The following is a 25,718-nucleotide window of genomic DNA, read 5'->3' as shown; positions in this document are numbered from 1 at the left end:
AAGAATATGGCATCTTATCATGATATTTTAGAAATTCCAAAACTAGTCCGGGTTGTTGAAGCATTTCCTGAAGACTCATACTACCTGACAGACACTTTTACTCGTGAAGGCGAAGTCTTCACAACTGATGAAGTCGAAATTCAAACGAAAAAAGGTCACCGCCCTTTGGCTCCATACGTAAATGAATTACTCCCAGGTAAAGTTGTTTTGCGGACAGGGTTTACATCCAAAACATACGCTCCTGCATTGTTGAAACCTTTGAGAGTTATTACGCGCCATGATTTAAAAGTAAAACAGCTTGGCGAAACACTGTTGAATCCAAAGACTCCTGAACAACGCTATCAGGAACTGATTGTTAAGGATCTATCTGACCTGACGGATACTATTCATCGTCGTAAAGTGGAGCAAGTCTCAGGAATCATGTTCACAGGGAAGACTGTGCAGATTGGTGAAGGCGTTAGCCAGGTCCTCGACTGGGGATTTACAAATATTGAAGTGCTGTCTGGGACTGATTTGTTTTCAAATGAAGCTACCAACGTCGTTGAGTATCTAACTGACTGGGTGCAGGAAGTCATGGATAAAAGTGGTCGCACAATGCGCCGTGTACTTACTACCGCGAAAGTAGCTCGGACTATTGTAAACCACCCAACGCTATTAAAGCTGATTGAGGCTAAAAAAGAGACGTTGGATATAGGTGATCTGAATCAGCAAATTTTGCCGGAAGGAGTTATCTATCATGGATATCTGCGTCAGGCAAACCTTCAGATCTGGTCATATACAAATTCTTACTCGAATGATGAGGGGGAAGACGTAAGCTATATTCCTGATGGAACACTTGCCCTCCTGCCTGATGGGCAACCGTTCGAGTTTTTGTACGGTGCAAATCTGATAGCCAACAAGGAGGGAGATTTTGTTTTTGCGAGTGAAAAAATTCTTCCGCAGGTGCTGAGTGAAATAGAACCGCCAAGCCGTAAACTGCAATTACTTTCCCGCCCTATCTGCGTACCGGACAATGTAGATGGCTGGTATGTCGCAAAAGTTCTTTAATCCAAAGGAGGATATTGATTCATGGTATATATCGCAGAATGGAACATCCGTCACAATGGCAAACGAATTGCTATCGGGGAGCAACTCCCAAAAGAAATGAAGAAAGAGGAAATTGAACGACTGCTTTCCATGAAGGCAATCAAAGATCCTGATGTTGAGGCCAAGGCGATCAAAGAAGCTGCCGCCAAGAAAGCAGAAGCTACTGGAGAGTAAGGGGTGTTTGTTGTGAACCTCCGTGATCAGATTAAAATTGATAATCAGCGGACATTCCTTAATACAAAAGAATTTGCTGATATTTTCAAAATTGACGGTAAAGAAGTTAAAGCAGTTCTTAACTCAGCAACCGACAGCAAGCACCCCCTGGCATACGCTGAGGGGGTTTCGCTTGTTACTGAGACATTATATGTAGATGAGTTGGAATTGGGATATATCCCAGAACAGGGTCAACGTATGAATGTGAACGGTAAAATGCGGACGTTGATCCGAGTGGCTTCAGAAAAAGGAATGCTCGCGTTGTATTTGGAGGCGAATGTTACATGATTGATGTGCGTGGCGAAGCAAGGGGGATAAGGGACGCGCTGAGACGGATTGGGTCGTTGGATACGGATGTACGCAAGTCTTTTTATTCTGCACTTAACCGAACCTCTCAGCGCCTGAAAACCGAATCTGGGCGGAAGGCAAAGGAAACGTACATCGTGAAATCTAAAGCCGTTACAGATCAGGTAGTGCTCAAGCGGGGGAGTGTCAGTAATCTATCCAGTGAGCTTCGCTGGAAGGGTGGAAATATACCTTTGCTGCAGTTCCGTACAAACCCCAAGTCACCATCTGCCAAACGTCCGCGTGTGCTAAAGGCAGCTGTTAAACGAGCTGGTGGTAACAAAAAAGTTGACGGTGCGTTTCTTACTCGAATGAGTAGCGGGCATATTGGTGTTTTCCGCCGCAGCTCACGTCGCCGCTTACCTGTTGAGGAACTATATGGTCCTGCAGTTCCAGTCATGCTCAATAATCCAGAAGTTACTGAGCACCTGGAGCGGGTAGCAGTGGAGGAAATGGATAAACGGATTGAGCATGAACTTAACCGCCGTTTAGGAGGTGGAGCATCATGACGTCAGTTATGTTGATGATTGCAATCAAGGACTTTTTGAAAAAAGAGTTGGCTGATGATGCCGTGACCATTCCAGCGGTGCATCTTGGAGCGTTGCCGAGTAAGACTGCAGAAAACCGGAATGATCCAGTGTTCCCCCTTATTATTGTTCGTCCTATGGATGGTGACAGCGATAACGACGAGAGTCGAGTTCAAGTTAAACTGTTGTTCGGTACACAGTCGGAGGATGACAGCGGATTTATTGATGTTCTTAACCTCATGGAGAGGGTTCGCATTTTGCTAATGAGGCAACGGATTATCGATAAAAAATTCCGGATTGAATCAAATTGGAAATGGCAGTTTTTAGAGGACCAACCAGAACCGCAATGGATCTGCCAAGCTATAACGACTTGGACACTTCCACAAATTAGACAGGAGGTTAAGTATATATGACACGAAAAAAAGAAGATCCAATCCAAGTTTTGAATGAGGCTGTTCAACAAAATGCGGATGAATCCACTTCTGATCCGACCCTGACAGTAAACCCGTCAGAGAAAGAGGTAGTAGGTGTATTCACAGAACAAATAGAATCAGTGAAAGAAAAGGAAACGAACTCCCTCATCTATCTGGGGCCAAACCTACCGGGCGGACGTTTGCTTCAGTCCACAGTATTCCGTGAGGGAATTCCAGCCTACTTGGAACCCTTGCTTACTGAAAGACCAGAAGTCCAAGATCTGATTTTTCCGCTAAATGAAATGATCAACTCTCAGAAGCTGATCCTCCAAACTGGCACCGCGCAGTATGTGGCATATCAAGCCCTAATGAAAGGAGAAGTGAATAATAGTGGCATTTAAACATGGTGTAAGTATTATTGAACAAGCAACATCTGTACTCGCTCCAACACAGGCGAGCAGTGGTATTCCGTTTGCAGTAGGCACAGCACCGGTAAACATGGCATCAGCAGCAGTGCCGGTGAATACTCCCGTGTTGGTCCATACGTACGCGGAAGCAGTATCTGCACTTGGCTATTCAGACGATTGGGAGGATTACGGGCTATGCGAACTTATTTACTCGCATTTTGCGTTGTATGCCATGGCTCCAATGATACTAGTCAATGTCCTTGATCCATTCACACACAAGACGACCGTAGAACCGGCTGCTATAACCGTTGCAAATCGAGTGGCTACATTAGCTGTCAGTGGTGTAATACTTCCAACACTAATTGTCAAATCCTCGGATGGCGCTACTGCCTATGTCAATGGCACAGATTACACAGCGGCTTTTAACGATGATGGTCACGTAGTTATTACAACTAAGGCCAGTGGTGCTATCGGGGTAGCAATTACATCACTTCAAGTGGGATATGACAAACTTAATCCTGCAGCTGTTGATGAGGATGACGTTATTGGTGGGGTAACTCTGGAAGGTGCATATACTGGTTTTGAATTAGTGAATCAGGTTTACCCACGTTTTGGCATTCTCCCTGATTTGCTAGTTGCACCGGGTTGGTCGCATAAACCAACGGTAGCAGCTGTTATGAAAGCTAAATCTGGCAACATTAACGGCAATTTCAAGGCAATGGCTTTGACTGATATTGATCCTGCTCAGCCTTACACTGATGCAGGAGTTTGGAAGTCAGAAAATAACTATACTGGACCGTTGCAAATTCCAGCCTACCCTCTACTTACGCTGGGAGATAAGGTTTTTCATTACTCTACTCAACTTGCTGGACTAATTGCGGCGACGGACGCGGCAAACGGTGGTATTCCGTCTGCATCTCCATCTAATAAATCACTTCAAGCGGATGGAACGGCACTAGCTAGCGGAAAAGACATTTTTCTGGGGATTGATCAAGCTAGTTATCTTAACAGTCTAGGCATAATGACTGCATTGAATCTTGGCGTAAGCGGCTGGAAGTCTTGGGGTAACTATACCGGAGCATTCCCGGGCGTGACGGATCCGAAGGATAGTTTCATTCCTATCCGGCGCATGTTTAATTGGGTGGGCAATAGTCTGATTCTAACCTATATGCAAAAGGTCGATGATCCGATGAATAAGCGGCTGATTGCTGCCGTCACAGATTCCGTCAATATCTGGCTGAATGGACTTACGGCATCTGGTGCGCTACTAGGTGGACGAGTGGAATTCTTAGAATCCGAGAATCCTGTAACAAGCCTGATGTCTGGAAAAATCGCTTTCCATGTATTTATCACACCACCAGGACCAGCACAGGAAATTGATTTCTTGCTTGAATACGACACAACTTATTTGGCTGCGCTTTTCGCGGCATAGAAAGGGGAATATCATATGCCAAAAAGATCAGAACGAGTAATTGATTATTCTGTGCATTTAAATGGTTCAGAATATTTGGGAACAGCAACGGCCGATCTCCCTGAGATTGGATTTTTGTCTGATACGACCAAAGGAGCCGGAATTTCGGGGGAGATGGAGGCTCCATCACCAGGACAAACAAGTGCAATGACACTAACGTTGAACTGGAGTAACGTTGGAAAGGCAGGCTTGCAGTTGCTAGCTCCAAAGGTTCATGCACTTGATTTGCGGGCGAGCATCCAAGAGTTTGATACAGCTACTAATGAATATTTTGAATCTGCCCTGAAGATTACAGTTCGGGGACGTCCTCTTAGTGGTGGGCTAGGCAGCTTAGAGACGATGACGGCTATGGGTTCGACAACTGCTTTTTCAGTTCACTACCTCAAGGTTTCAATTGATGGTGAGGAGATTTTAGAGATTGATAAGCTCGCTTACATTTACAAGGTTCTTGGTGTGGATTATCTAGCCAAAACTAGAGCTAATCTCGCATTGTAAATCATAAAACCCCAAACGCTTGGGAATTTGAGGAGGAAAACGGAATGTCTGAGGAAACACAAGGCTTGGCAGAGGTTTACACCTTTGCGAAGCCTTTTATATTTGAAGGGCAAGAGACAAAGGAAGTCACGCTCGATTTTGATAATTTATCTGGAAACGACATCATCTCTTGTGATCGGCAGTATCGCGCGGAACAGAGAGGTGGTATATCCCTTGCTCCTGAAATGGATAAAGCATACCTGGCATATGTAGTTGCCAAAGCAGCAGGGGTGCACGTTGAATTGATTCGCACAGCCAAGGCAAAAGACTTTACTGCATTGACATTGAGGGCTAGAAATTTTTTGCTGCTGTAGGCTGTGGAGACAGTGAGGTGATTAAAGACCTCGCTGTCTCTCTAGCCATGATTACCTATACACCAGTCTCTTACTATTTGAGCTTGCCGCTTGATGAACTCAGGGACTCGGTGGAGCGGGTAAATAGAATCCGTAAACGGAAGGGGAGTAAATAGACCGTGGCAGGAAGAAGCAGAGAATATGATATCGCCTTTCGGTTAAACGGGCTCATGGACCCTTCTTTCCGGCAGTCGATGGGCAACGCGGAACGTCATATAGAGGAATTGGAACGCGCACTGAGAGAAATGTCTCGGCGCGGAGATTTGGACGATGTGCGGCGTGACGCTGACCGTACAGATGATTCACTCCGTAATCTGAGAGATAGCGCAGGGGGATTTGGTGATACTCTACGACAAGTTGGCGAGTACACTGGAGCATTTGCCCTAATACAAGGTGCTGCTGGCGGAATGCAAAATATCGTAGGAACCATTGCTGATCAGTCTGATGCTATGGCTCAGCTACAGGCTGCAACTGGCGTAACTGCCGAAGAAATGCTTGCGATGAAGGATAGCGCTGAATCCCTTTATAATGATCGACTTGGCGAGGATTTTAACGATTTGGGCGCTGCACTTGCAACAGTTCGGCAGGTAACGCAGGCTACGGGCGCTGAGTTAGAAAGTACGACTAAAAACGCCATTGTGTTTAGAGATGTGTTTGGCGAGGATATTACCCAAAGTATCAAGGCATCAGACACGATGATGAGAAACTTCGGTGTCACCTCAGAGCAAGCATACAACCTCTTGGCTCAAGGAGCACAGAATGGACTTAATAAGTCTGATGAACTTATTGATACTGCTAACGAATACAGTGTGTACTTTAAAACCTTGGGTTACGATGCTGAAGAGATGTTCGATCAATTCGCAGCTGGACTTGGTGCAGGCGCTTTTAACATAGATAAAATTGGAGACGCAGTTAAAGAGTTCGGTATACGGATTAAGGACGGCAGTACAAGCACACAAACAGCTATGGCCATGTTGTTCGCACCGGATGATATAGAAGAGTTTACGCAAAGGCTGACAAAAGGGTCTAAGAAGTCTGCTGAGTATATGGAATTACTCAAACATGTATCCAAAGATACTGCATCTGAATTAGTCAAGAACTTAAAAGCAGGCGGCACTAAATCAGCAAAAGCTTATGAAGCATTGCAAGGAATCATGGGTCAAGGCATTAATATTTTAGATGGAATTGCTGATGGATCAGTCAAAGGTAAAGACGCCATGCAACAAGTTATTGATAAGCTTGGCGAGATTGAAGATCCAATTCAAAAAAGCACAATCGGTGTGGCATTGTTTGGTACGCAGTTTGAGGACATGGAGTCCGGTGTTATCGCAGCCTTAGGCACTGCCCGTGAGCAGTTCGATATGACTAAAGCGACCATGGAGGAAGTAGCGAAGGTTAAATATGATACCTTGAGCAAGGACTTTCAAGCAGTGGGCCGTCAGCTTATGACAGAGCTTGTAATTCCAATTGGTGAGGATTTAATGCCAGCACTCCAAGGATTTGCTGACTGGATGGGCGATAACACCGAAATATTAAAAGCTATTGCACTTGTGGCACCAGCGGCATTGATCGGTAAGTCTGTATCTAAGATCGTTAAGGGTTTTGGAACAATTACAACAGCAGCTGACGGAGCTGGAGGGGCTGCAGGAGGCTTCACAAAAGCATTGGCGCTATTAACTAATCCTGTTGGACTTGCTGTTACTGGTGTAGCCGCCCTTACTTTGGGGGTTATGGCTTATAAGAAGCATCAGGAAGATGCGAGACAAGAACTGATTCACATGGGAGATGAGTTAAAAGAGTCATCCAAGCAGTATGAGGAAGCTTCTAGCAAAGCAAAACTTACTAATAACTTATTGTGGGAGTATGACCAACTTAGTAAAAAAATTGCGGATAGTGCCTCTAGCTCCGAAGATTTAGCAGGTAGTTCCGCAGAGTTGACGGCACAACAGGAGCGGCTGAAAGAAATTACCCAGCAGTTACAAGATATGTTCCCTGAGACTATAAGCCAACACGATATAGAGATTGGGAAACTTCGTGAAAAGGCCGGTCTTGCGAAGGAAATGGCAAGTGCTGATGAAAAAATAGCAAAATTACAACTCGAAAAAAATGTTACAGAAGGCAAGCAGAAGTTACCTGAAACTGTAGCAGAAATTCAGAGGCTTCAGGAACAAACGGAGGCTACTCAAGCTCAAAAAGATGCGTTGGATGCTGCTATTCCCGCCTTAAAAGAATATGCAGCTGAATTTGAGAATCTTAAAAACGCTGATCCTTCTGATGAATTAAGCACCCGACTTACTGAACTTGTCCAAAAAGTCAATGAAGTAGGCTCTACTGTAGGATTTAACTTTGCAGGGGCCTTTCAACTCGACGGATTGGATAAAGCAATTGAAGATTTGACTAACAGACAAATTGATTCAATAGATACTCAAATTACAAAGCTTGGTGATCTTGACGCAGCCCAGCAAACTTACCAGGAACTTTATGAGCAACAATTAAAACTCATTGAGTTAAATCTTGGCGGTACTCTAGAAGTGCAATCCAAGAAGTTCATTGATCTATCCGACGAAGAAAAGAAACGTTTCGGAGCGGCTTTGGCCGATGTACAGGAGCTAAATGAACAAATGCTGCTGTTACCTACAGAAAAACAAATCAATATTGAGTTGCTTTATTCTCAAACCGGTCTTTATACACCAAAGGCACCTAATACTGTAACAGATATAACAAACTCTCTTTTGCCTAAACAATTTCGAATGGATCAATATGCTGACGGCGGTATTGCTACGGAAGCGTCTATCTTCGGTGAAGCTGGTCCAGAAATCGCAATCCCAATTAATAATAAGCCCCGATCTCGATCATTGCTTGACATGGCTAATGATTTAATGGGCTATAACAGTAACTCAGGTGAAACGGTAATTCAGGTGAACAATGCTCCGGCTATTACCATCCCAGGCGTCGATCCATCCATCATGCAATTGGTAAACGATGCAATAAAGCAAGCAAATAACGCTTTAGAACGGCGTTTAAATGAAATCGCTCAGCAGCAAAGGCGGGTGAGTTTTCAATGACCACATACAGAACGTTACAGGGCGATACTTGGGACGGTATCGCCTTTAAGCTGTACAATAATGCGCATTTAATGACGTTGCTAATTAACGCAAACCCAGAACAAGCAGGAACCGTTGTGTTTTCTGGAAATGTAATCTTAAATGTACCGGATAAGCCTACTAACGCTTCTGAGACGCTTCCGCCATGGCGGAGGGAGGGATAATATTGGAACTGATGCAGGACGCGCGTAGGGCTGTGCTGGTACTTTCGTATAACGGAAAGGATGTTACAAAGGACATCGCCAAAGCATTAACTGATTTTCAGTTTAACGATGCGGCCCCAGGGACACTTGATAGTCTTTCGATAACTTTGGAAGACAGGGAACGGAACTGGCAAGGTCCTTGGTCACCGACTGAAGGGGATCGTGTCAAAGGGGAGATTCGCACAATCAACTGGGATGGTCCTGGTGAGATTAAAAAGCTTCCCCTTGGCTCTTTTGAAGTTGATTCCTTTGATTTTAATGGCCCTCCAGATACAGTAGCTATAAAAGCTGTGTCTTTACCTGTGAGTGCGAATATACGGCAAGAAAAGCGCTCGAAATCTTGGGAAAAGGTGACCCTTAAAATGGTAGCTGGGGAAATCGCCAAACGTGCGAGTTTAAAATTACTATTTGAAGCTACAGACAATCCTTCCTATGATCGCCTTGAACAGTCTCAGCTTTCTGATCTTGCTTTTCTGCTGGAAACAGCAACCAAGGAAGGTGTTGCTATAAAAGTATCAAACGGATCTCTCGTACTCTTCGACGAGTCTGTTTATGAGAAAAAACCAGTTATTGCAACGATTACGCGTGGAGAAGATAACGTAAAAGGTTATGGATTTTCGTGGGGGACAGCTTATACAGCTTATTGTGCGTGTGAGGTATCTTATACAAATAGTAAGTCTAAAAAGACTGTAAAGGTGACCTATACACCGCCGGGAGCTCCCAAAAGTGGACCTATATTAAAGATCAACGAGCAGGCAGATTCTCAAGCAGCAGCACTCAAGTTAGGTAGAAAAAGACTGCGAGAGAAAAACAAGGAGGCGGGAAGAGGGACTTTAAGCCTTATGGGTGATATCCGTATGGCTGCGGGACTGACGATCAATATAAAGGGTTGGGGACGATTTGATGGTAAATATATTATCGTATCTGCCAATCATGCCATAGGCGGTAGCGGGTTCACAACTGATTTGGAAATCAGAAGGGTATTGGGGTGGTAGCATGATTGTGATCGGTCAAGTATCAACGTCAGATAAAACGGTGGGCAGTGTGAGGGTAGTCTTTCCAGATCGCGACGATTTGGTATCTGGCGAGCTTCCTGTTATTACGAGCGGAGGCTGGGGGCAAGAGAACGCCGTGCCACAGCCTGGAGAAACTGTGCTATGTGTCTTTTTGGATAACAGTCGTAGCGCTGGTTATTGTCTAGGTACTTATTACGGTTCAGAGGATAAGATGCCCGGGACAGCTGATCAGCGTGGTATATGGTTCGAGGATGGTAGCTATGTCTATTATGATCGCGCTACTAAGACTATTAACCTCAAAGCGGCCAGCAGCGTACAGATTGATGGCAATCTAAACGTAACTGGCAAGATAACGAGCGGAGGGTAAGGCATGGGAAGCCAAGAATATGCAATGTCTAAGATTGGCAGTCTTGGTCCTGTGGTGTTTGTTGTTTCAGAGGGAGCTACACGAACGATTGATGAGTTTACCAGGAACACCGCAGGACGCTGGGCGCAGCACGACATTATCGGCAAGAAACCGAAAAAGGAGTGGCTAGGACCGGGAGTTGACTCGGTGTCGTTCTCGGTACGTTTTGATGCGCGATTCGGACTCAATCCCCGGAAAGAACTGGACCGACTCATTGAATTAGAACGGTCAGGTAAGGCGCTGCCGTTGATTATTGGGCGCAAGGGTGTAGGAACTGGCCTTTGGATAATTGCAGACATATCTCAAGCTTGGGAATCCATGGATAACATTGGAAATGTCCTCACATCAAACGTGAACATTACACTGGAGGAGTATGTTAAATGATCTATACCGTCGATATGACTCAGCCATCGAGAATAAATTTTGCTCCAGCGACCAGAGTAGAAGAAATATCCCAGAACATCCGTACAATATTAACCACTCCACTCGGTAGCGCACCACTAGCACGAGATATTGGGATTGACTACAGTATAGTTGATGAGCCTTATCAAATCGCACAAGCACGATTGACTGGCGAGATATACGCTGCTATTGCTGAGCAGGAACCACGAGCGCAACTCATAGATGTATCTTTTAAAGGAGCAATAACGGACGCTTTGACAGGGCGTATAGCGGTTGTAGTGAGGTACACACTGGCAGAGGAGGTAACGTAATTTGGTGCAATACGTAGATTTACCAGAGATACAGTTTGTTGCTGAAGATGCGGCGGACATACAACAAAACATTATCACTGTGTACGAAGGTCTAACTGACAGTACCCTACAGCCTACCGATCCGGTAAGGCTTTTTTTGTCTTCTCTTGCTGCGGTAATTGTACAGCAGCGCGTTATGATCAACCGGACATCCAAGGGCAATTTGCTGCGGTATGCTTCCGGCGTAGTATTGGACCACATGGCGGCGTTTCAGGGGGCTGAGCGGTTAGATGCAGCACCGGCTATTACATCAGTTAAATTCACGTTGTCGATGCCGTTGCCTTCCGCGACATTGATCCCAGCCGGGACGCGTGTCGGTGCTCAGGGCGGAGACGGATCAATTTATTTCGCTACTACTCAGGTACTGGAGATTCCAGCCGGGGCAGTTGTTGGATCAGTGTTGGCTGCATGTAGTAATCCTGGTCCTACCGGGAATGGCTTTCTTCCTGGACAAGTCAATGTGTTAATGGACCCCTTGCCTTTTGTGATCTCAGCTATTAATCAGACAGAGAGCGGTGGCGGCGCAGCTGCGGAAACTGATGATGCATTCAAGGAGCGGATCAGGACAGCGCCAGAGTCGTACAGCACGGCCGGTCCGCGTGGGGCTTACGAGTTTTGGGCAAAGTCAGCATCATCAGCCATATTAGATGTGCATGCATACTCTCCCACTGAAGGTGAGGTAACGGTGTTACCTCTCTTGACTGGCGGTAAAATCCCTGGTGCAGATACCATAGAAGCGGTAGCGGCTGTATTTGAGTCTCGGGGAGTACGTCCGTTGACAGATAAAGTGACGGTTAAACCTCCCCAGGCTGTTAGCTACAATACTGGACTAACTTATTACATTAGCCGCAGTAGAGCAATTGAAGCGCCAGCAATTCAGGCGGCTGTAGCTGCATCAGTAAGTGCATATCAGCTATGGCAAAGGTCTCGTCTTGGCAGAGACATTAATCCATCCGAGTTGATTTCACGTGTAATGGCTGCCGGTGCTCTTAGGTTATCAGTTACAGCACCAACCTATACACCTATTGAGGCGACCCAAGTAGCACACGAAGGTTCCACAACAATCACCTATGGGGGGTTGGTCGATGATTGATCTTAAAACTATTAGTTTGAGAGATATTCTGCCGCCAAATTTAGCTAGAGACCCAGCAATAGCAGCAGCAGCTACAGCATTGGATTTTGAATTACAGCAGACGGCCATTCTCATTGAGCGATTAGACATCTTCGGCAGAGCAAACGAATGGACAGAAGAAGAGGTTACGGAGCTGGCGTGGCAGTTCAAGCCGCCTTACTATGATCCTGATTTACCTATCGAGCAGCGTCGCGAGCTGGTGAGCACTGCGATTCCATTCTATCGCCGAAAGGGTACACCAGGAGCGGTTGAAGATCTGATTGCACTGCTCTTTGGTGAAGGAAGGGTTGAAGAATGGTGGGAATACGGTGGAGATCCATATCACTTCCGTGTTTTGACCAATAACGCGGACGTGACCACCACGCGAGCACATGAATTTATCCGGGCAGTAGATGCGGTAAAGCGCCTGTCTGCTGTGCTGGATAGTGTGACAATTACACAGTCTGAGCCGTTGCAGCTCTATTTTGGTGGCGTGATTCACTTCGGCGAAACGATACGAATTTAAGGAGGGTTTGCATTGGCTGTTTTTGGAGGCATGACAATTACAATAAAAGGTTTGGCTCTGCAAGGTAAGGCGCAGGCAGGCGCAAAGCTTGAATATACCCGGGTAGCAATTGGGGATGGATCGCTTAACGGTCAGTCCATGCCTGCGCTTACTGGATTGATATCGCAGAAGATGGTTCTTCCCATTACCCGCATCCGGGCTCAACCGCCAAATAAGGCTACAATTGGTTCAGTGGTAGATAACAGCAGCGTCACATCGGGCTTCTATTTCCGAGAGATAGGCTTGTTTGCTACAGACCCAGACGTCGGAGAAATCTTATATGCTTATGCGAACTCAGGTGTGACTGCTGATTACATCCCACCAGGCGGTGGCTCAGATATTATTGAGAAGGTTTTTGATATTGATGTTGTTATAGGTACCGCAGCGAATATCTCAGCCAAGATCGATGATTCGCTTGTCTTCACTCAAAAGAAGGAATTTCTTGCTCATGTAGACAACGCTACAACCCACATCACAGCTGCAGAGCGTACTGCTTGGAATGCAGCAGAGACTAACGCCAAGAACGCATCTATTCCCTTGGTACAGAAAGGCGCTGCTGGCGGTGTTCCTGCCATGGATGCAGCGAAATATATGCTAGGGGACGGAATCAGTCTAAAGGAGTTTTCTACTGAGACCGTGTACACATTTAGCTTCACACATAACGTAGCTAATCAAAAGGTAGACCTGAGTAATGCAGGTGCTCTTGCTGGTTTTTTTGAAGTGACCGTCACAGGCACATTTGGTAACCAGAATAACGTAGGTAGAATGACCAAGCGTTTCAATATCATGACTAATACATCAGGTACTATAAACAGTCAGTTAACCCAGTACACGGAAGTTACTGGTCCTATAGTTAGCTGCTTATCTATCTCCGACGTGTACTGGAGCGCGTCTAGCAATCTATGGCGTATCACCATAGATGCACGAACAAGTAACGGTAATGGGTATGCTGTCCATATTAAGCGGCTTACATCACAAGCAACGATTAACACCAAGCCGTTCACTATAGGGACTCCATACACAGGTACGGCTGCAACTACGCTTCCTGTAGCAGTTCAGACTATACCAGATGACACAAAAACTCAGTCCGGTTATTTAATTCAGAAGCACCTACTAACGGATAACAGCGGAAAAAATATTAAGCTACCAAACGGTACCGACTTAGACACCGTACTAGCTAACGGGTTTTATAACGGCATAGCACTAGTTAATGCACCAACCACGGCTAATGTATGGTATTACATTGAAGTACAGCAACACACCGAGAATTCACAGTTCGTACTTCAACGAGCTACGCTTATGAGTGGTACGGCTGGAGACAAACCCCTTAGATACGAGCGCATAAGAAAACTCAATGTATGGAGTACTTGGGTTGAAATTGAAGGAGCGGACAAAAAGAACGTAGCTAATGGGTATGCGGGACTCAACGAGTTCTCTATGGTTCCTGATGCTAATATAGGAGCAAGTATTGCCCGTAGAGCCACCCTCCTTAATACTAATGCCTTGGACATGAACAACATGACCAGCGAAGGGGAGTTCTACACTATATCCGACGCTGTGGCAGGAACGTACCTTAACATGCCACCGCTCAAGTACGCGTTCCATTTAAAAGTATCTAAACACGCTGGTTTAAACCAGACAATAACTACTTATGGTACCTCACTCGTAAACGCTAAACTAAGAATGTACAGTAGGAACTTCTACAGTGGTACTTGGGGCGCTTGGGTAGAAATTGAAAACACAAATAGTAAGGGTGTAGCTGATGGTTACGCAGGACTAAATGCTAATGGAAAGGTACCAATAGTAAATACGTATAGCTCACTAGCCGGACAAGGCGCAGTAGTAACTAATATGGATACGTTGCTCACAGCGGGCACTTACTCTATATCTAACACTGCTACAGGGGCTCCCGAAGGGTGGTTTGGGCAGGCATTAGTCCACAACAGTTCGGGTGAAACCCATGACAACGCAACTAACTGGATATGGCAGATGTTCTTTAGTACTACCGGGAATACTTATGTTCGTAGAAAAATAAACGCAGGGGCTTGGGAAAAATGGGTTCCTATGTGGACAGGTTACAATGACTCTGCGCTACTTGTGACGAGAAGTGCAATTGCCAATAACACAGATTTTAACTCACTAACAACAAACGGTGTCTACGCCATGAGTCAAGCTACGGGTCTGTTAAATCCTCCACCTAATGTATCCTTCGGGGTAGTGATTGTATCGAGGACTGACGGAGGCTCCCCTTTTGTAAAACAGGAGGCGACAGACGTAGTAACTGGAAATACAAAAACGCGCTTTAGAAATGGATCTAACGTCTGGACACCATGGGTATCCAATATAACCAGTGGTGGTGTAGGGGTAATGGAAGCAATGCTTACTACGAGGTATACGGGAACCTCTTATAAGTACGCCAACATAGCCTCCTATAGTCTTGGCGGCTCTACAACAGGAACAATGAAGATCACCCTCCCTGTGGGGTGGACTCAGGCAATGATGCGCATCAAGATTAGCGGATATGAGTACGTTACAGGTAAAGGCGCTTGGGAGCTACTTCTTGGGGGATATAACTTCGCTACAGGGTGGGCACAAACTACAGCGAACATCGTAGGAAATCCACCCTTTAACTCAGTACGGTTTGCGTACGACGGATCAAAATGCTGTATCCTCCTAGGGGGAGTGACTACTGCGTGGAACTTTCCGAACGTTGAAGTATCGGAGGTTCTTGCAGGGCATACGGGAGCTAGTGGGTTAGGTGGAAACTGGTCGGTCGCTCCGATCACTGTAGAGACAGGAATCACCAATGTGCTCGATACTCCCATATCATACGGAAACGCCAACACGCTGAACGGGTACGCTCCTTCCCAAACCGCAGTACCTAACACTATTCCTATACGGGACGCAAACAAGAAGATTGCAGAAGTTGCGGCAACTAGAGTTGTGGGTAGTGAAGTACAACTAACCACGACAACGGCGACAACAGTAGCCACGTACTCAGTTATTACGTCCGCAATGTTTACGGTATTGCCATATCTTAGAGTAACGGCGGCTGGGAAGTCTGTCACTATAACTGTGAACTACACAAGCTTGTCAGGAGTGCAAGCAAGGGAAGTTCTACCGCTGACTCCAATGCCTATCAATGACTACGATTTCATACCCGTTACATTAAAGGCACAAGTGGGGACAACCATTACAGTTGTGGCAACAACAAATTCAGCGAATGGCGTTTTTATATCAGCGACACTCAGAGAGGAAGGATAATACATGGTACTTTATATACCGGGGAATGCGAAGGCTTCAGATGTGACTGAAGGAGTTAAATACAGTGCGGGAACAACAGTAAACGGAACTGGCACACTAAAAGATTTTCGTAATCAAGGTCAAAAAACTGGAACTGTGATATCTCCAGAGGAGGGATATATTTCTGTAGGCGTTCCAGAAACAGGTGTGTACCGTGCAGAAAATACAGAAGCGCTTCTAGTTTACGATACTAATTTTATTCCTTCGAATATTTTACAAGGTAAACCCATTTTCGGAATGGATGGAACAATCGGGGATCTAAGGGGCAAAGAGGTTACGTTTGGCGGATTCGGACAATCGGGTACAAGTATCCTGCTTGCCCAGCCTAGCGCAAAAGGTGTGTATGATGATTTAACAAACTTTTCAGTTAGCGACCCTGATTTCATTGATAGTAATATTAAATCTGGAGTCAGTCTTTTTGGTAAGACAGGCACGTATGCTGGAGCATCACCATTTAAAAAATTGACTTTAACTTCTAGCAGTACTCCAATGAACGTTCCAAATCAAATCGGCGGGAATGAAAATGATACTTACGTTATAATTGATATGGTAGCTCTTGGATTCAGACCTAAGATTATAACATCTAAATTTTCACTAGATGTCAATTACGCGTGTAGTATTGTTTGGTCAGATCTTGGTATATATGCAAATTTCCCGAATGGTGGTTACGCTAACTATATACGAGCATCGAATCCCGCGGGTACAAGTGCTTATAAATCTGAGATGTTACGTGTTCCTTACGAGCTTACGTCCACCTTCAAATTTCCAGTAGGACGAGCAAACCAAGAATACGAGTTACTGATATACGGGTAGACACTTGGAAATATCCAGTAGGGCGAGCAATCGACAAAATATTCCAATCTATTACGCCAATAGTAGGCGTTTTTATTTTGCCCTCGTAGCAGTTACGGGGGCTATTTATGTTGAGGGGGAACGGGAATGGGCGTGGAACAATCCGAGGTTTTGCAACGGATAACGAGAGTAGAAACGAAAGTAAACGAAATGGACAAAAAGTTAGATCGAGCGATTACAGCTAATGAGACAGCGGTTGAGGCATTATCATCTGCAAGGTCTGCTCACCACAGATTAGACAAAATCGACAAAACAATCTTTTGGTTAGGGACGACTGTAGTCGGAGCCGTTATATTGGCAATCATAAAATTTACTATGGAAGGTGGAAATTAATATGGAATGGAATGTAGTTATGGAGTTTATTAATCCTGAATTATTGGTTGTTGTCGTAGCTTGTTGGATCATCGGTTATTGGTTAAAAAAAACGCCGAAAGTACCGGACTGGAGCATTGTGTACATTGTTACACTGGTCGCCATCGTATTTGCTGTATCGATGCTAGGGTTTGTTATTACAAGCTTTATTCAAGGTATCCTATGCGGTGCTGTGGCTGTGTATGGTAACCAACTGGTCAAACAAGCGAAGAAAAGCGGTGATGAGTAATGATTTACCGTAAAGATTACATCCCCTCAAAAACAGCCTGTAATCGACGTCCTGCGCTTGCAATGACTGCGACAACAATAACTATTCACAATACAGGCAACCCATCCAGCACAGCCGCCAATGAGCGCTCATGGCTTACGAATGATACCAACAATAGACAAGCATCATTTCATATCGTTGTGGATAGTAAAGAGGCTATCGAATGCATACCACTTACGGAAAACGCTTGGCACGCTGGGGACGGAAGTAAGGTGGGAAGTGGCAATAGGTCTAGTATAGGCGTAGAAATCTGCGAGAGCGGCGATTATGCCAAGACTTTAGATAATGCTGCTACCTTGGTTGCGTCGATGCTAAAAGAGCGTGGATGGGGTGTTGATCGGCTTCGACGTCACTTTGACTGGTCGGGTAAGATTTGCCCTCACTTGATGTATGGCAGCGGTAAATGGACAGGCTGGACAGCGTTTAAAAACATGGTTGATTACAAACTTAAGACAGGAGGTGTAGCAGTGAACAAAGGCGTTAAGGTGACAGTTAACGTAAACGGCAAAAAGGTTGCCGATGGAGTGCTCGATAATGGCACGACCTATACACCTGCACGAGCTGTAGCAGAGGCACTAGGTGCTACGGTTGTATATGACGCAGAAACAAAGACTGTTAATATCACAAAGTAATTCCTAAGCGTTTGGGAATATGCCCACTGGATATTCGGCTGTTTTTTTGTTTTTTGCATAAAATCCCAGCAAGTTGAGGCTTTCGTTCGACGTTATCTGAAAGATGTTTTGTCTGGAATGATATTAATTTAGAGAATACCTAAAGTAACCCGCCGTTTTAATTACTCGGTGGGTTACTTTATTACCTTTGAAGATACTAACACATTGTCATTCCCATAATAGAAATTACATATCCTAATCTCCTACATCATTATTTTTTTTTGAAAAAACTTATTACTATATTGATAGCGAAAAGAACTATCAGGATAATTAGTAGAGTATTTGTATTTTCCAATACATTTCTTAAATTAAAAATCTGCCCAGAAATTTCAGATAAACCTTTACCAGTCTTGTCGCCAATTTCGCCTAAACGACCACCGATTTCATTTGTATATTGTGACAATTCAGTTAAATTCATATTAAACCTCCTGATTGAGTTTTTAATGTTATTTATTGACAAGTTAATTGTAATAGATTAGGATACTAGAGTAGTTTACCATAATATTGAAATAGGAGGAACAATTATGAAAAAGATTAAGAAAGTAGTAGGAATGGCGTTTTGTGGTTCGTTATTGATGGGGGCAGTACAGGTATCTGCTAACGCTGCAGATCCAGTGGCTTCTCCGGTCGTTTCCAATGACACAGAGCAAGTACATAATTTCGAAGTTAATAACTTTAGAGAGAAGGTTACTCTTGATGAGAACGTTACTTCGGACGATCTAAAATTGAATTACATAAAGATCGAGGATATCATACCTTCAAATGCAAAAGCTGTTAGAACAGAATCACCTAACTCTGTAAAGCTGGATTTGTATGATAAGGATACAGGAGCACTTTTAGTTAGTTATTCAGAAACCGATAAGCCGAATTTTTCGGCAAAAAGTTTTGCTACTGTTTCCGCAGGGGAGAATAGAATTGTAACAACATCTACTCAGAAATATTGGGGTCCAGCATATCTTGATTTGACTGTAAATATGGATGTCTTTGTCTCAGGTGGGTTCAAACAAATCAATGGAATTTTAAACACTTCAATGCAGGTAATTAATAGTGGGACATTTACGATGGAAGACAAGACTATGAGTGCAATATCTACAACAGGATCTTTCCCTACTTATAAAATTTCTGCCACTGGTCAGGGCAGTGTTGTTTATCATTACACTGGAACTTTTGAAGCAGGTTTCTCATATTCTGCTTTTTCTGCAGGTGATTACTCTATGAGTGGTTCGATCACAGGTGATTGGTATGCTAGAAGATGGACTACTATGGGTCTTTCATACAGCGTTGGTAATTAATTTTTAGTAGCTTTAATTTGAACAAATACTAAATAGAAGAAATGTGTCTATATATCTTTCCAGAATAAATAAAACAGAAACAATAGAAGTACCGTACCCTGCCAGTAATGGCGGGGTATTTCTTTATGTTCTTCCCTTATCAGTGATATAGAGTTCATATACATAATGTTCCAAATCATTTATATTAATTATTCAGAGGTCGGCAACGGCATTTTTTGGCTACTAATTTAAATTTAAAATATAGGAGGAATAATCTTAATGGGGAAAAATTCGAAATTACTTTATTGCATGCTGGGGAGTGCTATACTTGCTTTATTGAATAACCCTACCCTTAGTTACGCTAAACTTGGAATGTTCAGAGGTGGGTATGGAAATAGCAGATTTGGTGTGTTGTTAGTTTTAATTACTAATATATTTTCTTTAGCAGGATTTATACTATTAATTTTATTCTCCATTATATTAATAATCAAAAATATAAATTTCAAAGAAAAGTAAAGGGATCACATAAAAACTCGCTGGAAGAAATTTTATACCTAGGAGTGATCATTTTGAGCAATGTATATAAAGTCATACAGACTGACTCTGAATTTCTAACGGCTGCTTTGTCACAGTCACAAGTTGAAATACTTGAACTGCGTGGCGATCTGGCCGACTTTGTAATTGATTGTGAGGGTCCAGTCCAGAAATGGAGCCCGGTTAGCGTTAAGGTTGCTGATACTTATTACATAAGAAGTGAATTTGAATTTAGGATTGTTTTAGCATAAGCATGTACAACAAATACCCACTAACCTTAATTGGTCAGCGGGTATTTTACGTTTAAACTATAAACTCTGTAAACACCGGACTTCTCAGGATTCCAGATTTGGTCCAGTTCCTCATACGCACCTTTGCCCGTAATCTTGGCTCGAGATGTACAAACTCTTTGTCCTCGCCTTTTACAAGCTGCTGGGCAACGCCTCTGAATGCCTGCTTATGAATAGGTGACGCACCGAGCTCTATAATTCCGGCTGGACGTAACTTTCCAGACGAACCGGATGGTACAGCAGCCAGCCAGCCAAATTCCTGTTTGCGATATCCGGTTATAAAAACATCTGCATAGGTCCAATTGATGACCTTTTGCCACGCATGAGAGCGACGGCCAGTCTCATATATGCTATTTTTACGCTTACCTACTACGCCTTCCATACCCCGAGTTTCGATCTGCTCAAATAATGCCTCTCCAGCACCTTCTACGTGCGGTACTACTCCAAAGCTATTAGACGGTAGAGTTAATCCCGTCAGTATCTCCTTGCGGCTCATCAGGGGCAACCCACGCACATCCTGACCTTTGTACATCATGATATCAAAGATGGCATAATACACGGGGAGTGTCCCGGTGAGTTGTACTATCTTCTCTGCTCGCCTTGTCTGAAATCGACTCATAACAGATTCAAAGTCTGATACACCAGTTGTAGGATCGACACAGGCAACTTCGCCGTCCAAAACAACATCATCCGTAAATGGGAGATGTAGTTCAGGGTACTGTTGGGTACAATCATTATCGTGTCTGGTATATAACCGGATCTTGCCGAATTCTTGAGAGTAAATAAGACGATGGCCATCTATTTTTGGTTCAAATATATAATCGTTGTGGGTAAATGGCCCTGGAGCCGTCTGCAACAACATTGGGGATATAAACATAGTTTCACCTCTACCTAATTATAAATGCCAATGGAAGAGGAAAGGACAGGGAAGTATTGGGCATGATAATACCCCATCAGCCTTAATTGGTAGATGGGGTATTTTTTTGTTTTTAGAATTAACGCCGTCCACGGGCTTTAATTAGTGCTACGATTGAGATGACAAACGCAGCCACAACGACTCCCCATACAATTATATTGAACATCATTACTCCTCCTTTAGAGGGGCTGTAGCCCCTGCGTTACTTAAAGAAAATCTTCGAAACTGATGGTGACTGTTCAAGATCGAAAAGCTCATCCTCTGTCACCCAAATTTCATTTGATCCACCAAAACTCCATAGAACTATAGCTAATCTCGCCATTTCTTTATTTCCTCCTGTGTATGCCCGCCGCTAATTGTATCGTTCAAACCGTTTATGTTATGATTGGGTGGAGAGCAAGGGGTGCAACCCTTACTCTCCGGGAACCTATTTACGTTTGCGTGGTCCGCGGCGTTTTTTGGTTCCTTTCTTTTTGTCCTTTAGCAGCACCGTTGCGGTAATGAGTTGAATGATTGCTGTAAGGAGCGTAACCCAATCTTTCATGTGCCTTGTTCACCTCCTTTCTATATCCTAATTATACAACGAATATCGTTGAATGTCAACGAAAAACGTTGAATTTATAATTGGTATATAGTATAGTCAGATTGAGGTGATTAGGAATGCTGAGATTGAAAATTAAAGAACTACGAGAATTAGAAAAGTTGAGTGTACGCCAATTAAGTGAGACCACAAATATTCGATGGAACACATTAAGTGATATGGAAAAGAACACTGCGAAGCATTGGCCGCCTGAACACTTAGAAACGCTCATGAAATACTTCAAGCTAAAACATATCGATCAATTGATTGAATACGTGGAGGAACCCGGAGAATAACCGTGGCTCCTTTTTTTTACATTGATTTAAGAACATGTGTTTGGTTATAATACAGACAAATGTTCTTGTTTTGGAGGGGAAACAATGCTCAGTGATACAGCATGTAAACTGCTCATGATCATGACTCACTCAGCGAATCATCATGCTCATATGCCGAGTCTGCCTGAACTGGAACGTCTAAGTGGATGTATGCCAGTACCAATTAAAGCGGCTTTGCAGGAGTTGGTTCAGGAAAATTATATCGAATGGAATCCAAACACACCGCCTGAGACAGCGATCATAATAGAGGGATGGGAACGCCCTGACCCACGGTTTAAAAGGCATGAGTCAGTACCGCAGGATATACAGTGGGGCATGAATGGTAGCAACATCGAATACTGGACTAAGTACTAGGAGGGTTACGACTAGATTAAAATAGAGGATGTAGTAGGTGTGAGTACATAGTAAATTACCAAACGCTTGAGAATATGAAAGCCCTACTAACCTATAAGGTCGTTAGGGCTTTTTTTATTTGATGTTAATATTCCATTGTCCGTCTGATTTTATCGTAAGAGGGTATGTTCCTTTTTCTTCAATTGACAAGGCTTTTGACCCTGAATAATTACCGTTCTCTACGCCCAACAATCTCCCATCCAGTTCAGTCATGAACATTTTTGTTCCCTTGTTTTCGAGATTAAATATTCTATTACCTGTTTCTAAATTCACGAAAAAAACGTCATCTCCTGATCCTGAAATGGAAGCGGGAGAAGAGTATGTTTTCCCTGCGTAGCTTTGAGTCATATTCACGGACCAGGTTCCGTCGGCTGTTATGTTTATTAGGTAAGAGCCATGTTCAGAGATTTCCTTATATATCCTGCCCGTATATTTCCCGTGATTTGCGACAAGTAACATTTCATCACCTGAAGGACTTAACAAATTCGCGTAGAAATTGGCGTCTCCTGTATAATCAATTTCAAATATGGCGTAGCCTGACTCAAGATCGAAAGAGTCAGTGGCTTTTGTACCTGTACCTTTTAAGTGAATAGAAGGAGTTTGTACGTGTGATGAGGCGGCATTTTCTGCAAGGTTATCGATTTCTGGCTCTGCAGTGTAAACGGGAGTGTTGGAGAGTGTCCCACTTGACTCTGGAATGCTGAATGAAGTAACGTCCCCTCCAATGTCTTCATAAATATTCTTAACCTCTTTTGCGTTCCCCTCTTCTATTGCTTTGGCAATCAAAGAAAAACTATCTGTATTTGGTCCTTCATAATATGACATGATCGAATTAATACCATTGACGGCACTTTCCTTTTCTTCGGAAGTTATTCCCCAAACGCTACTGGCTTGAATTAAGTAAAGTTCTGTTTGTTTCATTAATGCGGTGTTGTCTTTTGTCCAGGAGTGATCATCTTTTTTTCCACAACTCGACAACAGAAGAGCTATTAAAACACCGCCGATCACAAGTTTAGGAATAGATCGATTTTTGCTCATTTCCATCCTCCAATCCAATAAATATAGATAGTTTATCAGAATTGGATTAATTTTACTATGTTTGTATTTAACAAAGAACATTGTATGTAACGGCTAGCTTTGCAAAGCTAGCTCGTAGCGGGTTCCCGCGACCATCCTGCGCCGTAGCGCAAAATGGTTTCGACCGGTTCCCATCCGGCCATCATCAGGCGGTTGAATTATGTAGTCTTGCGAAACACCCTATAGGATAGGTATGTTCGCAAGGAGGTATCTAATTAAACACGCTGCTTTTCGATTCCAAGACTTCGTTTCAACCCCTCTTGCAATACTTGGCTAAAGTTCAGATGCTGTTTTTCTGCCTCATCGTTTAACCACTTCGGTACCGTCAGTGTTTTTTTTACAGCCTTGGCTTCCATTGCATCCCTAACAGTTGGCATATAGACTTGCACTTCACAGGCGGCCTCTGTCGGTTCTGCTTGCTTCAAGATATCACCGAGCACAGACGGTGAAGGAATAGGGTCATTGTCTTGCTCCATCACATACATAAACCCCTCAAGAGCTTCACGTGCTGCGGTGTGTGCTTCTTCAGCTGTATCACCGGAAGTCAGACATCCGGGCAGATCGGGAAAACGAACAGAGATTCCTTCATCTGCCGTGTCTAGCAACGCCCAGTAGCGATAAACATCTTTCTTACTCATTTATATTAACCTCCTTGGGGGAGAGGGGCTTGCGCCCCTACAACCCTGCTGATTTTAGAATACTCTTTTGTGTCTTAGGAGGAAAGCTACTTCTAGGATGTGGGACTGTTATTTTCCCTGCCTTCGTTGGATGTTTGTAGTAATGGTGGCTACCATGTACTCCAACTATGTACCATCCGTCTTCTTCGATAATTTTTATGATTTCCCTCGAACTGTAAGCCTTCATCTCAACCCTCCTTGTACTTATATTATACACGTATTATAAGTACGTGTCAACGTATAAATAATACGTATTAAAAAATTGCTTTATCATGAGATTAGACATTGGGACAAGGGTGTATGCTTATTTACAGTACAAAGGTTGTTATCCTATAGGGTTACGGAATGCTCGTGGGAGAGTAGATAATCTACTCGCTCCTGTCTCTAACGACTTCAAGGACGTACAGATCGGTGGTGCGGCACCCAAGTATATGAGCTGCATTCAGTGCGAATTCGAATGACATTTTACGCTCACCACTAATGATCCTATTTACAAACTGGCGAGAAACGTCCATTCTTTTCGCAAAATATGCTTGCGTCCAACCCTTTTCTTTTAGTCGTTCCAACAGGAGACAATCCCCGAGTTGGAACCTCATGGGATACTCCTTTCGTATTGGAATATTTGTGGAAAGTGTTCGTATATTTGTTCGTGTTTTTGTGGTATAGTAAATCTACCATTACAGATGAAATTTAACAGACGAAAGGAATGATGTAAATGGGAGATATAGATTTAGAAGAATACATAATCAATCTTGAAAAGTTAGGAGTAGACGCTTCAGAAATAAAAAATAAACTGGAAGATATTATTTCTTCCAGCGTTTCAAAGCAGCCTCCAGTAATTCAATAATATCATCAGCCTCGTCTTTGGATAATGTATGACCCTTATATGTAAGTTGATATTCATTTAGTCTCTCAATAGGTATATCTGCCAACTCTGATTCTTCATGTGGATCGGAGTTGTTTTTGTTTTCTGAATTACCCTCGTATTGATTTACATCAGTTACCCCGATCAAATAATCCACTGTTGTATGTAATATATCAGCCAGTTTTCCAGCAATCTCAGTAGTTAATCGACGTTCGCCTTTTTCGATATCGTAATAATACTGAGGAGTTATTTCTAATTTCTTTGCGACAGCAATGCCGCTCATTTTATTCTCTTTTCTTAAATCCTTTAACCTACTATTAACGACCGCCATGTTCAGCTCTCCTTTTATTTAAGCATTATGCTGTGTAAATAATAACATGCCCATTTTTTTATAGCAATAATCAAAAGATCAAAATATTAAGTAAATTTAAGCATTATGTTGAAAATAGGACTATGTACCCCTGTTTTATAAGCATAATGCTGTTATTTGTCGTTTTACTAATGTAAGCATAATGCTTATTATTTGGTGCATGGAGGTGAACAACACATGGATTTCACAGTAGCAGTTACAGCGGCTATGGAGGCAACTGGAATGAGCAGAGCGGACTTAGCTCGTGCAACTGGTCGAAGCTATCAGTACATCAGTGATCTACTCAAAGGTGAACGTCGTTGGCATGAGGCAATCATTAATGAGGTGTGTGAAGCACTAGGATTGAGAGTGGACTTCAGAATGCCTGAGCAAGCAGTAGATCAGTCTGAACAAGTTCAATGATAGTTTCAAACGCGCAATAAATACGCACACATAACT

General features: G+C 43.5%; 36 protein-coding genes. 29 read left to right on the top strand and 7 right to left on the bottom strand.

Annotated features, from left to right (window positions below; genetic code table 11):
- The first annotated feature begins 6 nt into the window (after positions 1-6).
- The 23 genes from L1028_RS25375 (at position 7) to L1028_RS25265 (ending at position 17,933) form a co-directional block, all read left to right on the top strand.
- Positions 7-1,047 (top strand): major capsid protein, encoded by a 1,041-nt coding sequence (locus tag L1028_RS25375; RefSeq protein ID WP_234540725.1) that lies wholly within the window; start codon positions 7-9, stop codon positions 1,045-1,047.
- A gap of 21 nt (positions 1,048-1,068) precedes the next feature.
- Complete coding sequence (locus L1028_RS25370) at positions 1,069-1,260, top strand: hypothetical protein (protein ID WP_234540723.1); 192 nt, start codon at positions 1,069-1,071, stop codon at positions 1,258-1,260.
- Between the two features lie 3 nt (positions 1,261-1,263).
- Positions 1,264-1,587 carry a hypothetical protein gene (locus L1028_RS25365; RefSeq protein ID WP_234540722.1) on the top strand — a complete coding sequence of 108 codons (324 nt, stop codon included), beginning with the start codon at positions 1,264-1,266 and terminating at the stop codon, positions 1,585-1,587.
- Positions 1,584-2,153 carry a phage tail protein gene (locus tag L1028_RS25360; RefSeq protein WP_234540721.1) on the top strand — a complete coding sequence of 190 codons (570 nt, stop codon included), beginning with the start codon at positions 1,584-1,586 and terminating at the stop codon, positions 2,151-2,153. The genes L1028_RS25365 and L1028_RS25360 overlap by 4 nt, the downstream gene beginning before the upstream one ends.
- Positions 2,150-2,584, top strand: coding sequence for a hypothetical protein (locus L1028_RS25355; protein ID WP_234540720.1), 435 nt, complete (start codon positions 2,150-2,152; stop codon positions 2,582-2,584). The genes L1028_RS25360 and L1028_RS25355 overlap by 4 nt, the downstream gene beginning before the upstream one ends.
- Positions 2,581-2,985: a hypothetical protein gene (locus L1028_RS25350; protein WP_234540719.1), complete on the top strand. Its 405-nt coding sequence runs from the start codon at positions 2,581-2,583 to the stop codon at positions 2,983-2,985. Before L1028_RS25355 ends, L1028_RS25350 begins: the two co-directional genes overlap by 4 nt.
- Positions 2,975-4,423, top strand: coding sequence for a phage tail sheath family protein (locus L1028_RS25345; RefSeq protein ID WP_234540718.1), 1,449 nt, complete (start codon positions 2,975-2,977; stop codon positions 4,421-4,423). The genes L1028_RS25350 and L1028_RS25345 overlap by 11 nt, the downstream gene beginning before the upstream one ends.
- Before the next feature lie 15 nt (positions 4,424-4,438).
- Positions 4,439-4,957 (top strand): phage major tail tube protein, encoded by a 519-nt coding sequence (locus tag L1028_RS25340; protein WP_234540717.1) that lies wholly within the window; start codon positions 4,439-4,441, stop codon positions 4,955-4,957.
- A 44-nt stretch (positions 4,958-5,001) separates the two neighbouring features.
- Positions 5,002-5,310, top strand: coding sequence for a phage tail assembly protein (locus L1028_RS25335; protein ID WP_234540716.1), 309 nt, complete (start codon positions 5,002-5,004; stop codon positions 5,308-5,310).
- A gap of 17 nt (positions 5,311-5,327) precedes the next feature.
- Positions 5,328-5,465: a hypothetical protein gene (locus L1028_RS25330; RefSeq protein ID WP_234540715.1), complete on the top strand. Its 138-nt coding sequence runs from the start codon at positions 5,328-5,330 to the stop codon at positions 5,463-5,465.
- Positions 5,466-5,468: 3 nt separating this feature from the next.
- Positions 5,469-8,414, top strand: coding sequence for a phage tail tape measure protein (locus L1028_RS25325; RefSeq protein ID WP_234540713.1), 2,946 nt, complete (start codon positions 5,469-5,471; stop codon positions 8,412-8,414).
- Entirely contained in the window at positions 8,411-8,617 is a 207-nt protein-coding gene (locus tag L1028_RS25320; RefSeq protein WP_234540712.1) for a tail protein X, read from the top strand. Before L1028_RS25325 ends, L1028_RS25320 begins: the two co-directional genes overlap by 4 nt.
- An 11-nt stretch (positions 8,618-8,628) precedes the next feature.
- Positions 8,629-9,651 carry a phage late control D family protein gene (locus tag L1028_RS25315; RefSeq protein ID WP_234540735.1) on the top strand — a complete coding sequence of 341 codons (1,023 nt, stop codon included), beginning with the start codon at positions 8,629-8,631 and terminating at the stop codon, positions 9,649-9,651.
- A 7-nt stretch (positions 9,652-9,658) separates the two neighbouring features.
- Entirely contained in the window at positions 9,659-10,039 is a 381-nt protein-coding gene (locus L1028_RS25310; RefSeq protein ID WP_234540710.1) for a phage baseplate assembly protein V, read from the top strand.
- A 3-nt stretch (positions 10,040-10,042) separates the two neighbouring features.
- Positions 10,043-10,462, top strand: coding sequence for a phage tail protein (locus L1028_RS25305; RefSeq protein WP_234540708.1), 420 nt, complete (start codon positions 10,043-10,045; stop codon positions 10,460-10,462).
- Positions 10,459-10,791, top strand: a complete 333-nt coding sequence (locus tag L1028_RS25300) for a GPW/gp25 family protein (RefSeq protein WP_234540706.1) — start codon at positions 10,459-10,461, stop codon at positions 10,789-10,791. The genes L1028_RS25305 and L1028_RS25300 overlap by 4 nt, the downstream gene beginning before the upstream one ends.
- 4 nt (positions 10,792-10,795) lie before the next feature.
- The gene (locus L1028_RS25295; protein WP_234540734.1) at positions 10,796-11,923 is read left to right on the top strand and encodes a baseplate assembly protein; all 1,128 of its coding nucleotides are present in this window, start codon (positions 10,796-10,798) and stop codon (positions 11,921-11,923) included.
- Entirely contained in the window at positions 11,916-12,467 is a 552-nt protein-coding gene (locus tag L1028_RS25290; RefSeq protein ID WP_234540705.1) for a phage tail protein I, read from the top strand. The genes L1028_RS25295 and L1028_RS25290 overlap by 8 nt, the downstream gene beginning before the upstream one ends.
- Before the next feature lie 30 nt (positions 12,468-12,497).
- A complete protein-coding gene (locus L1028_RS25285; protein WP_234540703.1) occupies positions 12,498-15,770 on the top strand; it encodes a phage tail-collar fiber domain-containing protein in 3,273 nt (1,090 codons plus the stop codon).
- 3 nt (positions 15,771-15,773) lie between these two features.
- Positions 15,774-16,622, top strand: coding sequence for a hypothetical protein (locus L1028_RS25280; RefSeq protein WP_234540702.1), 849 nt, complete (start codon positions 15,774-15,776; stop codon positions 16,620-16,622).
- Between the two features lie 126 nt (positions 16,623-16,748).
- Positions 16,749-16,994, top strand: coding sequence for a hemolysin XhlA family protein (locus L1028_RS25275; protein ID WP_234540701.1), 246 nt, complete (start codon positions 16,749-16,751; stop codon positions 16,992-16,994).
- Position 16,995: 1 nt separating this feature from the next.
- Positions 16,996-17,262 (top strand): phage holin family protein, encoded by a 267-nt coding sequence (locus L1028_RS25270; RefSeq protein WP_234540700.1) that lies wholly within the window; start codon positions 16,996-16,998, stop codon positions 17,260-17,262.
- Entirely contained in the window at positions 17,262-17,933 is a 672-nt protein-coding gene (locus L1028_RS25265) for an N-acetylmuramoyl-L-alanine amidase (RefSeq protein WP_234540699.1), read from the top strand. Before L1028_RS25270 ends, L1028_RS25265 begins: the two co-directional genes overlap by 1 nt.
- Positions 17,934-18,183: 250 nt before the next feature.
- Here L1028_RS25265 and L1028_RS25260 read toward each other — a convergent pair whose 3' ends face one another.
- Positions 18,184-18,390, bottom strand: a complete 207-nt coding sequence (locus tag L1028_RS25260) for a hypothetical protein (protein ID WP_234540697.1) — start codon at positions 18,388-18,390, stop codon at positions 18,184-18,186.
- Positions 18,391-18,496: 106 nt separating this feature from the next.
- Between L1028_RS25260 and L1028_RS25255 the strand changes: the two genes are divergently transcribed.
- From L1028_RS25255 to L1028_RS25245, 3 genes are all read left to right on the top strand, one after another.
- Positions 18,497-19,264 (top strand): hypothetical protein, encoded by a 768-nt coding sequence (locus tag L1028_RS25255; protein WP_234540696.1) that lies wholly within the window; start codon positions 18,497-18,499, stop codon positions 19,262-19,264.
- A 258-nt stretch (positions 19,265-19,522) separates the two neighbouring features.
- A complete protein-coding gene (locus L1028_RS25250; RefSeq protein WP_234540695.1) occupies positions 19,523-19,759 on the top strand; it encodes a hypothetical protein in 237 nt (78 codons plus the stop codon).
- 53 nt (positions 19,760-19,812) lie between these two features.
- Positions 19,813-20,028, top strand: a complete 216-nt coding sequence (locus L1028_RS25245; RefSeq protein ID WP_234540694.1) for a hypothetical protein — start codon at positions 19,813-19,815, stop codon at positions 20,026-20,028.
- A 52-nt stretch (positions 20,029-20,080) separates the two neighbouring features.
- On the opposite strand, the gene L1028_RS25240 is transcribed toward L1028_RS25245, so the two are convergent.
- On the bottom strand, positions 20,081-20,944 hold the full coding sequence (locus tag L1028_RS25240) for an ATP-dependent DNA ligase (protein ID WP_234540693.1): 864 nt from the start codon (positions 20,942-20,944) through the stop codon (positions 20,081-20,083).
- Positions 20,945-21,643: 699 nt separating this feature from the next.
- Between L1028_RS25240 and L1028_RS25235 the strand changes: the two genes are divergently transcribed.
- Together L1028_RS25235 and L1028_RS25230 are read left to right on the top strand one after the other, a co-directional pair.
- Positions 21,644-21,859 carry a helix-turn-helix domain-containing protein gene (locus L1028_RS25235; RefSeq protein WP_234540691.1) on the top strand — a complete coding sequence of 72 codons (216 nt, stop codon included), beginning with the start codon at positions 21,644-21,646 and terminating at the stop codon, positions 21,857-21,859.
- 84 nt (positions 21,860-21,943) lie between these two features.
- Complete coding sequence (locus L1028_RS25230) at positions 21,944-22,252, top strand: hypothetical protein (protein WP_234540689.1); 309 nt, start codon at positions 21,944-21,946, stop codon at positions 22,250-22,252.
- 114 nt (positions 22,253-22,366) lie between these two features.
- Here the strand turns inward: L1028_RS25230 and L1028_RS25225 are convergent, their stop codons facing one another.
- The 5 genes from L1028_RS25225 to L1028_RS25210 all read right to left on the bottom strand — a co-directional run bounded on the left by L1028_RS25225 (position 22,367) and on the right by L1028_RS25210 (position 25,241).
- Positions 22,367-23,329 carry a hypothetical protein gene (locus tag L1028_RS25225; RefSeq protein ID WP_234540688.1) on the bottom strand — a complete coding sequence of 321 codons (963 nt, stop codon included), beginning with the start codon at positions 23,327-23,329 and terminating at the stop codon, positions 22,367-22,369.
- A gap of 254 nt (positions 23,330-23,583) precedes the next feature.
- On the bottom strand, positions 23,584-24,006 hold the full coding sequence (locus tag L1028_RS25220; RefSeq protein ID WP_234540687.1) for a type II toxin-antitoxin system HicB family antitoxin: 423 nt from the start codon (positions 24,004-24,006) through the stop codon (positions 23,584-23,586).
- Between the two features lie 37 nt (positions 24,007-24,043).
- Positions 24,044-24,232, bottom strand: coding sequence for a type II toxin-antitoxin system HicA family toxin (locus L1028_RS25215; protein WP_234540686.1), 189 nt, complete (start codon positions 24,230-24,232; stop codon positions 24,044-24,046).
- Between the two features lie 181 nt (positions 24,233-24,413).
- Positions 24,414-24,641: a helix-turn-helix transcriptional regulator gene (locus L1028_RS31770; protein ID WP_423803087.1), complete on the bottom strand. Its 228-nt coding sequence runs from the start codon at positions 24,639-24,641 to the stop codon at positions 24,414-24,416.
- Positions 24,642-24,848: 207 nt separating this feature from the next.
- Positions 24,849-25,241 carry a helix-turn-helix domain-containing protein gene (locus tag L1028_RS25210; protein ID WP_234540685.1) on the bottom strand — a complete coding sequence of 131 codons (393 nt, stop codon included), beginning with the start codon at positions 25,239-25,241 and terminating at the stop codon, positions 24,849-24,851.
- A 216-nt stretch (positions 25,242-25,457) separates the two neighbouring features.
- Between L1028_RS25210 and L1028_RS25205 the strand changes: the two genes are divergently transcribed.
- Positions 25,458-25,682 (top strand): helix-turn-helix domain-containing protein, encoded by a 225-nt coding sequence (locus L1028_RS25205; RefSeq protein ID WP_234540683.1) that lies wholly within the window; start codon positions 25,458-25,460, stop codon positions 25,680-25,682.
- The last annotated feature ends 36 nt before the right edge of the window (positions 25,683-25,718 follow it).

Source organism: Paenibacillus pseudetheri (assembly GCF_924513355.1).
Taxonomy (GTDB): domain Bacteria; phylum Bacillota; class Bacilli; order Paenibacillales; family Paenibacillaceae; genus Paenibacillus_AQ; species Paenibacillus_AQ pseudetheri.
The sequence above is the reverse complement of the archived record's forward strand: the minus strand, read 5'-3'. Positions and strand labels throughout refer to the sequence as shown.

Coding starts and splice junctions, on each gene's coding strand:
- L1028_RS31770 (WP_423803087.1), bottom strand. CDS start 24,641: ATGAGGTTCCAACTCGGGGATTGTCTCCTGTTGGAACGACTAAAAGAA.
- L1028_RS25300 (WP_234540706.1), top strand. CDS start 10,459: ATGATCTATACCGTCGATATGACTCAGCCATCGAGAATAAATTTTGCT.
- L1028_RS25205 (WP_234540683.1), top strand. CDS start 25,458: ATGGATTTCACAGTAGCAGTTACAGCGGCTATGGAGGCAACTGGAATG.
- L1028_RS25355 (WP_234540720.1), top strand. CDS start 2,150: ATGACGTCAGTTATGTTGATGATTGCAATCAAGGACTTTTTGAAAAAA.
- L1028_RS25255 (WP_234540696.1), top strand. CDS start 18,497: ATGAAAAAGATTAAGAAAGTAGTAGGAATGGCGTTTTGTGGTTCGTTA.
- L1028_RS25370 (WP_234540723.1), top strand. CDS start 1,069: ATGGTATATATCGCAGAATGGAACATCCGTCACAATGGCAAACGAATT.
- L1028_RS25360 (WP_234540721.1), top strand. CDS start 1,584: ATGATTGATGTGCGTGGCGAAGCAAGGGGGATAAGGGACGCGCTGAGA.
- L1028_RS25335 (WP_234540716.1), top strand. CDS start 5,002: ATGTCTGAGGAAACACAAGGCTTGGCAGAGGTTTACACCTTTGCGAAG.
- L1028_RS25230 (WP_234540689.1), top strand. CDS start 21,944: ATGCTCAGTGATACAGCATGTAAACTGCTCATGATCATGACTCACTCA.
- L1028_RS25265 (WP_234540699.1), top strand. CDS start 17,262: ATGATTTACCGTAAAGATTACATCCCCTCAAAAACAGCCTGTAATCGA.
- L1028_RS25340 (WP_234540717.1), top strand. CDS start 4,439: ATGCCAAAAAGATCAGAACGAGTAATTGATTATTCTGTGCATTTAAAT.
- L1028_RS25305 (WP_234540708.1), top strand. CDS start 10,043: ATGGGAAGCCAAGAATATGCAATGTCTAAGATTGGCAGTCTTGGTCCT.
- L1028_RS25315 (WP_234540735.1), top strand. CDS start 8,629: ATGCAGGACGCGCGTAGGGCTGTGCTGGTACTTTCGTATAACGGAAAG.
- L1028_RS25350 (WP_234540719.1), top strand. CDS start 2,581: ATGACACGAAAAAAAGAAGATCCAATCCAAGTTTTGAATGAGGCTGTT.
- L1028_RS25320 (WP_234540712.1), top strand. CDS start 8,411: ATGACCACATACAGAACGTTACAGGGCGATACTTGGGACGGTATCGCC.
- L1028_RS25250 (WP_234540695.1), top strand. CDS start 19,523: ATGGGGAAAAATTCGAAATTACTTTATTGCATGCTGGGGAGTGCTATA.
- L1028_RS25225 (WP_234540688.1), bottom strand. CDS start 23,329: ATGAGCAAAAATCGATCTATTCCTAAACTTGTGATCGGCGGTGTTTTA.
- L1028_RS25290 (WP_234540705.1), top strand. CDS start 11,916: ATGATTGATCTTAAAACTATTAGTTTGAGAGATATTCTGCCGCCAAAT.
- L1028_RS25235 (WP_234540691.1), top strand. CDS start 21,644: ATGCTGAGATTGAAAATTAAAGAACTACGAGAATTAGAAAAGTTGAGT.
- L1028_RS25285 (WP_234540703.1), top strand. CDS start 12,498: ATGACAATTACAATAAAAGGTTTGGCTCTGCAAGGTAAGGCGCAGGCA.
- L1028_RS25220 (WP_234540687.1), bottom strand. CDS start 24,006: ATGAGTAAGAAAGATGTTTATCGCTACTGGGCGTTGCTAGACACGGCA.
- L1028_RS25215 (WP_234540686.1), bottom strand. CDS start 24,232: ATGAAGGCTTACAGTTCGAGGGAAATCATAAAAATTATCGAAGAAGAC.
- L1028_RS25210 (WP_234540685.1), bottom strand. CDS start 25,241: ATGGCGGTCGTTAATAGTAGGTTAAAGGATTTAAGAAAAGAGAATAAA.
- L1028_RS25260 (WP_234540697.1), bottom strand. CDS start 18,390: ATGAATTTAACTGAATTGTCACAATATACAAATGAAATCGGTGGTCGT.
- L1028_RS25280 (WP_234540702.1), top strand. CDS start 15,774: ATGGTACTTTATATACCGGGGAATGCGAAGGCTTCAGATGTGACTGAA.
- L1028_RS25240 (WP_234540693.1), bottom strand. CDS start 20,944: ATGTTTATATCCCCAATGTTGTTGCAGACGGCTCCAGGGCCATTTACC.
- L1028_RS25375 (WP_234540725.1), top strand. CDS start 7: ATGGCATCTTATCATGATATTTTAGAAATTCCAAAACTAGTCCGGGTT.
- L1028_RS25275 (WP_234540701.1), top strand. CDS start 16,749: ATGGGCGTGGAACAATCCGAGGTTTTGCAACGGATAACGAGAGTAGAA.
- L1028_RS25270 (WP_234540700.1), top strand. CDS start 16,996: ATGGAATGGAATGTAGTTATGGAGTTTATTAATCCTGAATTATTGGTT.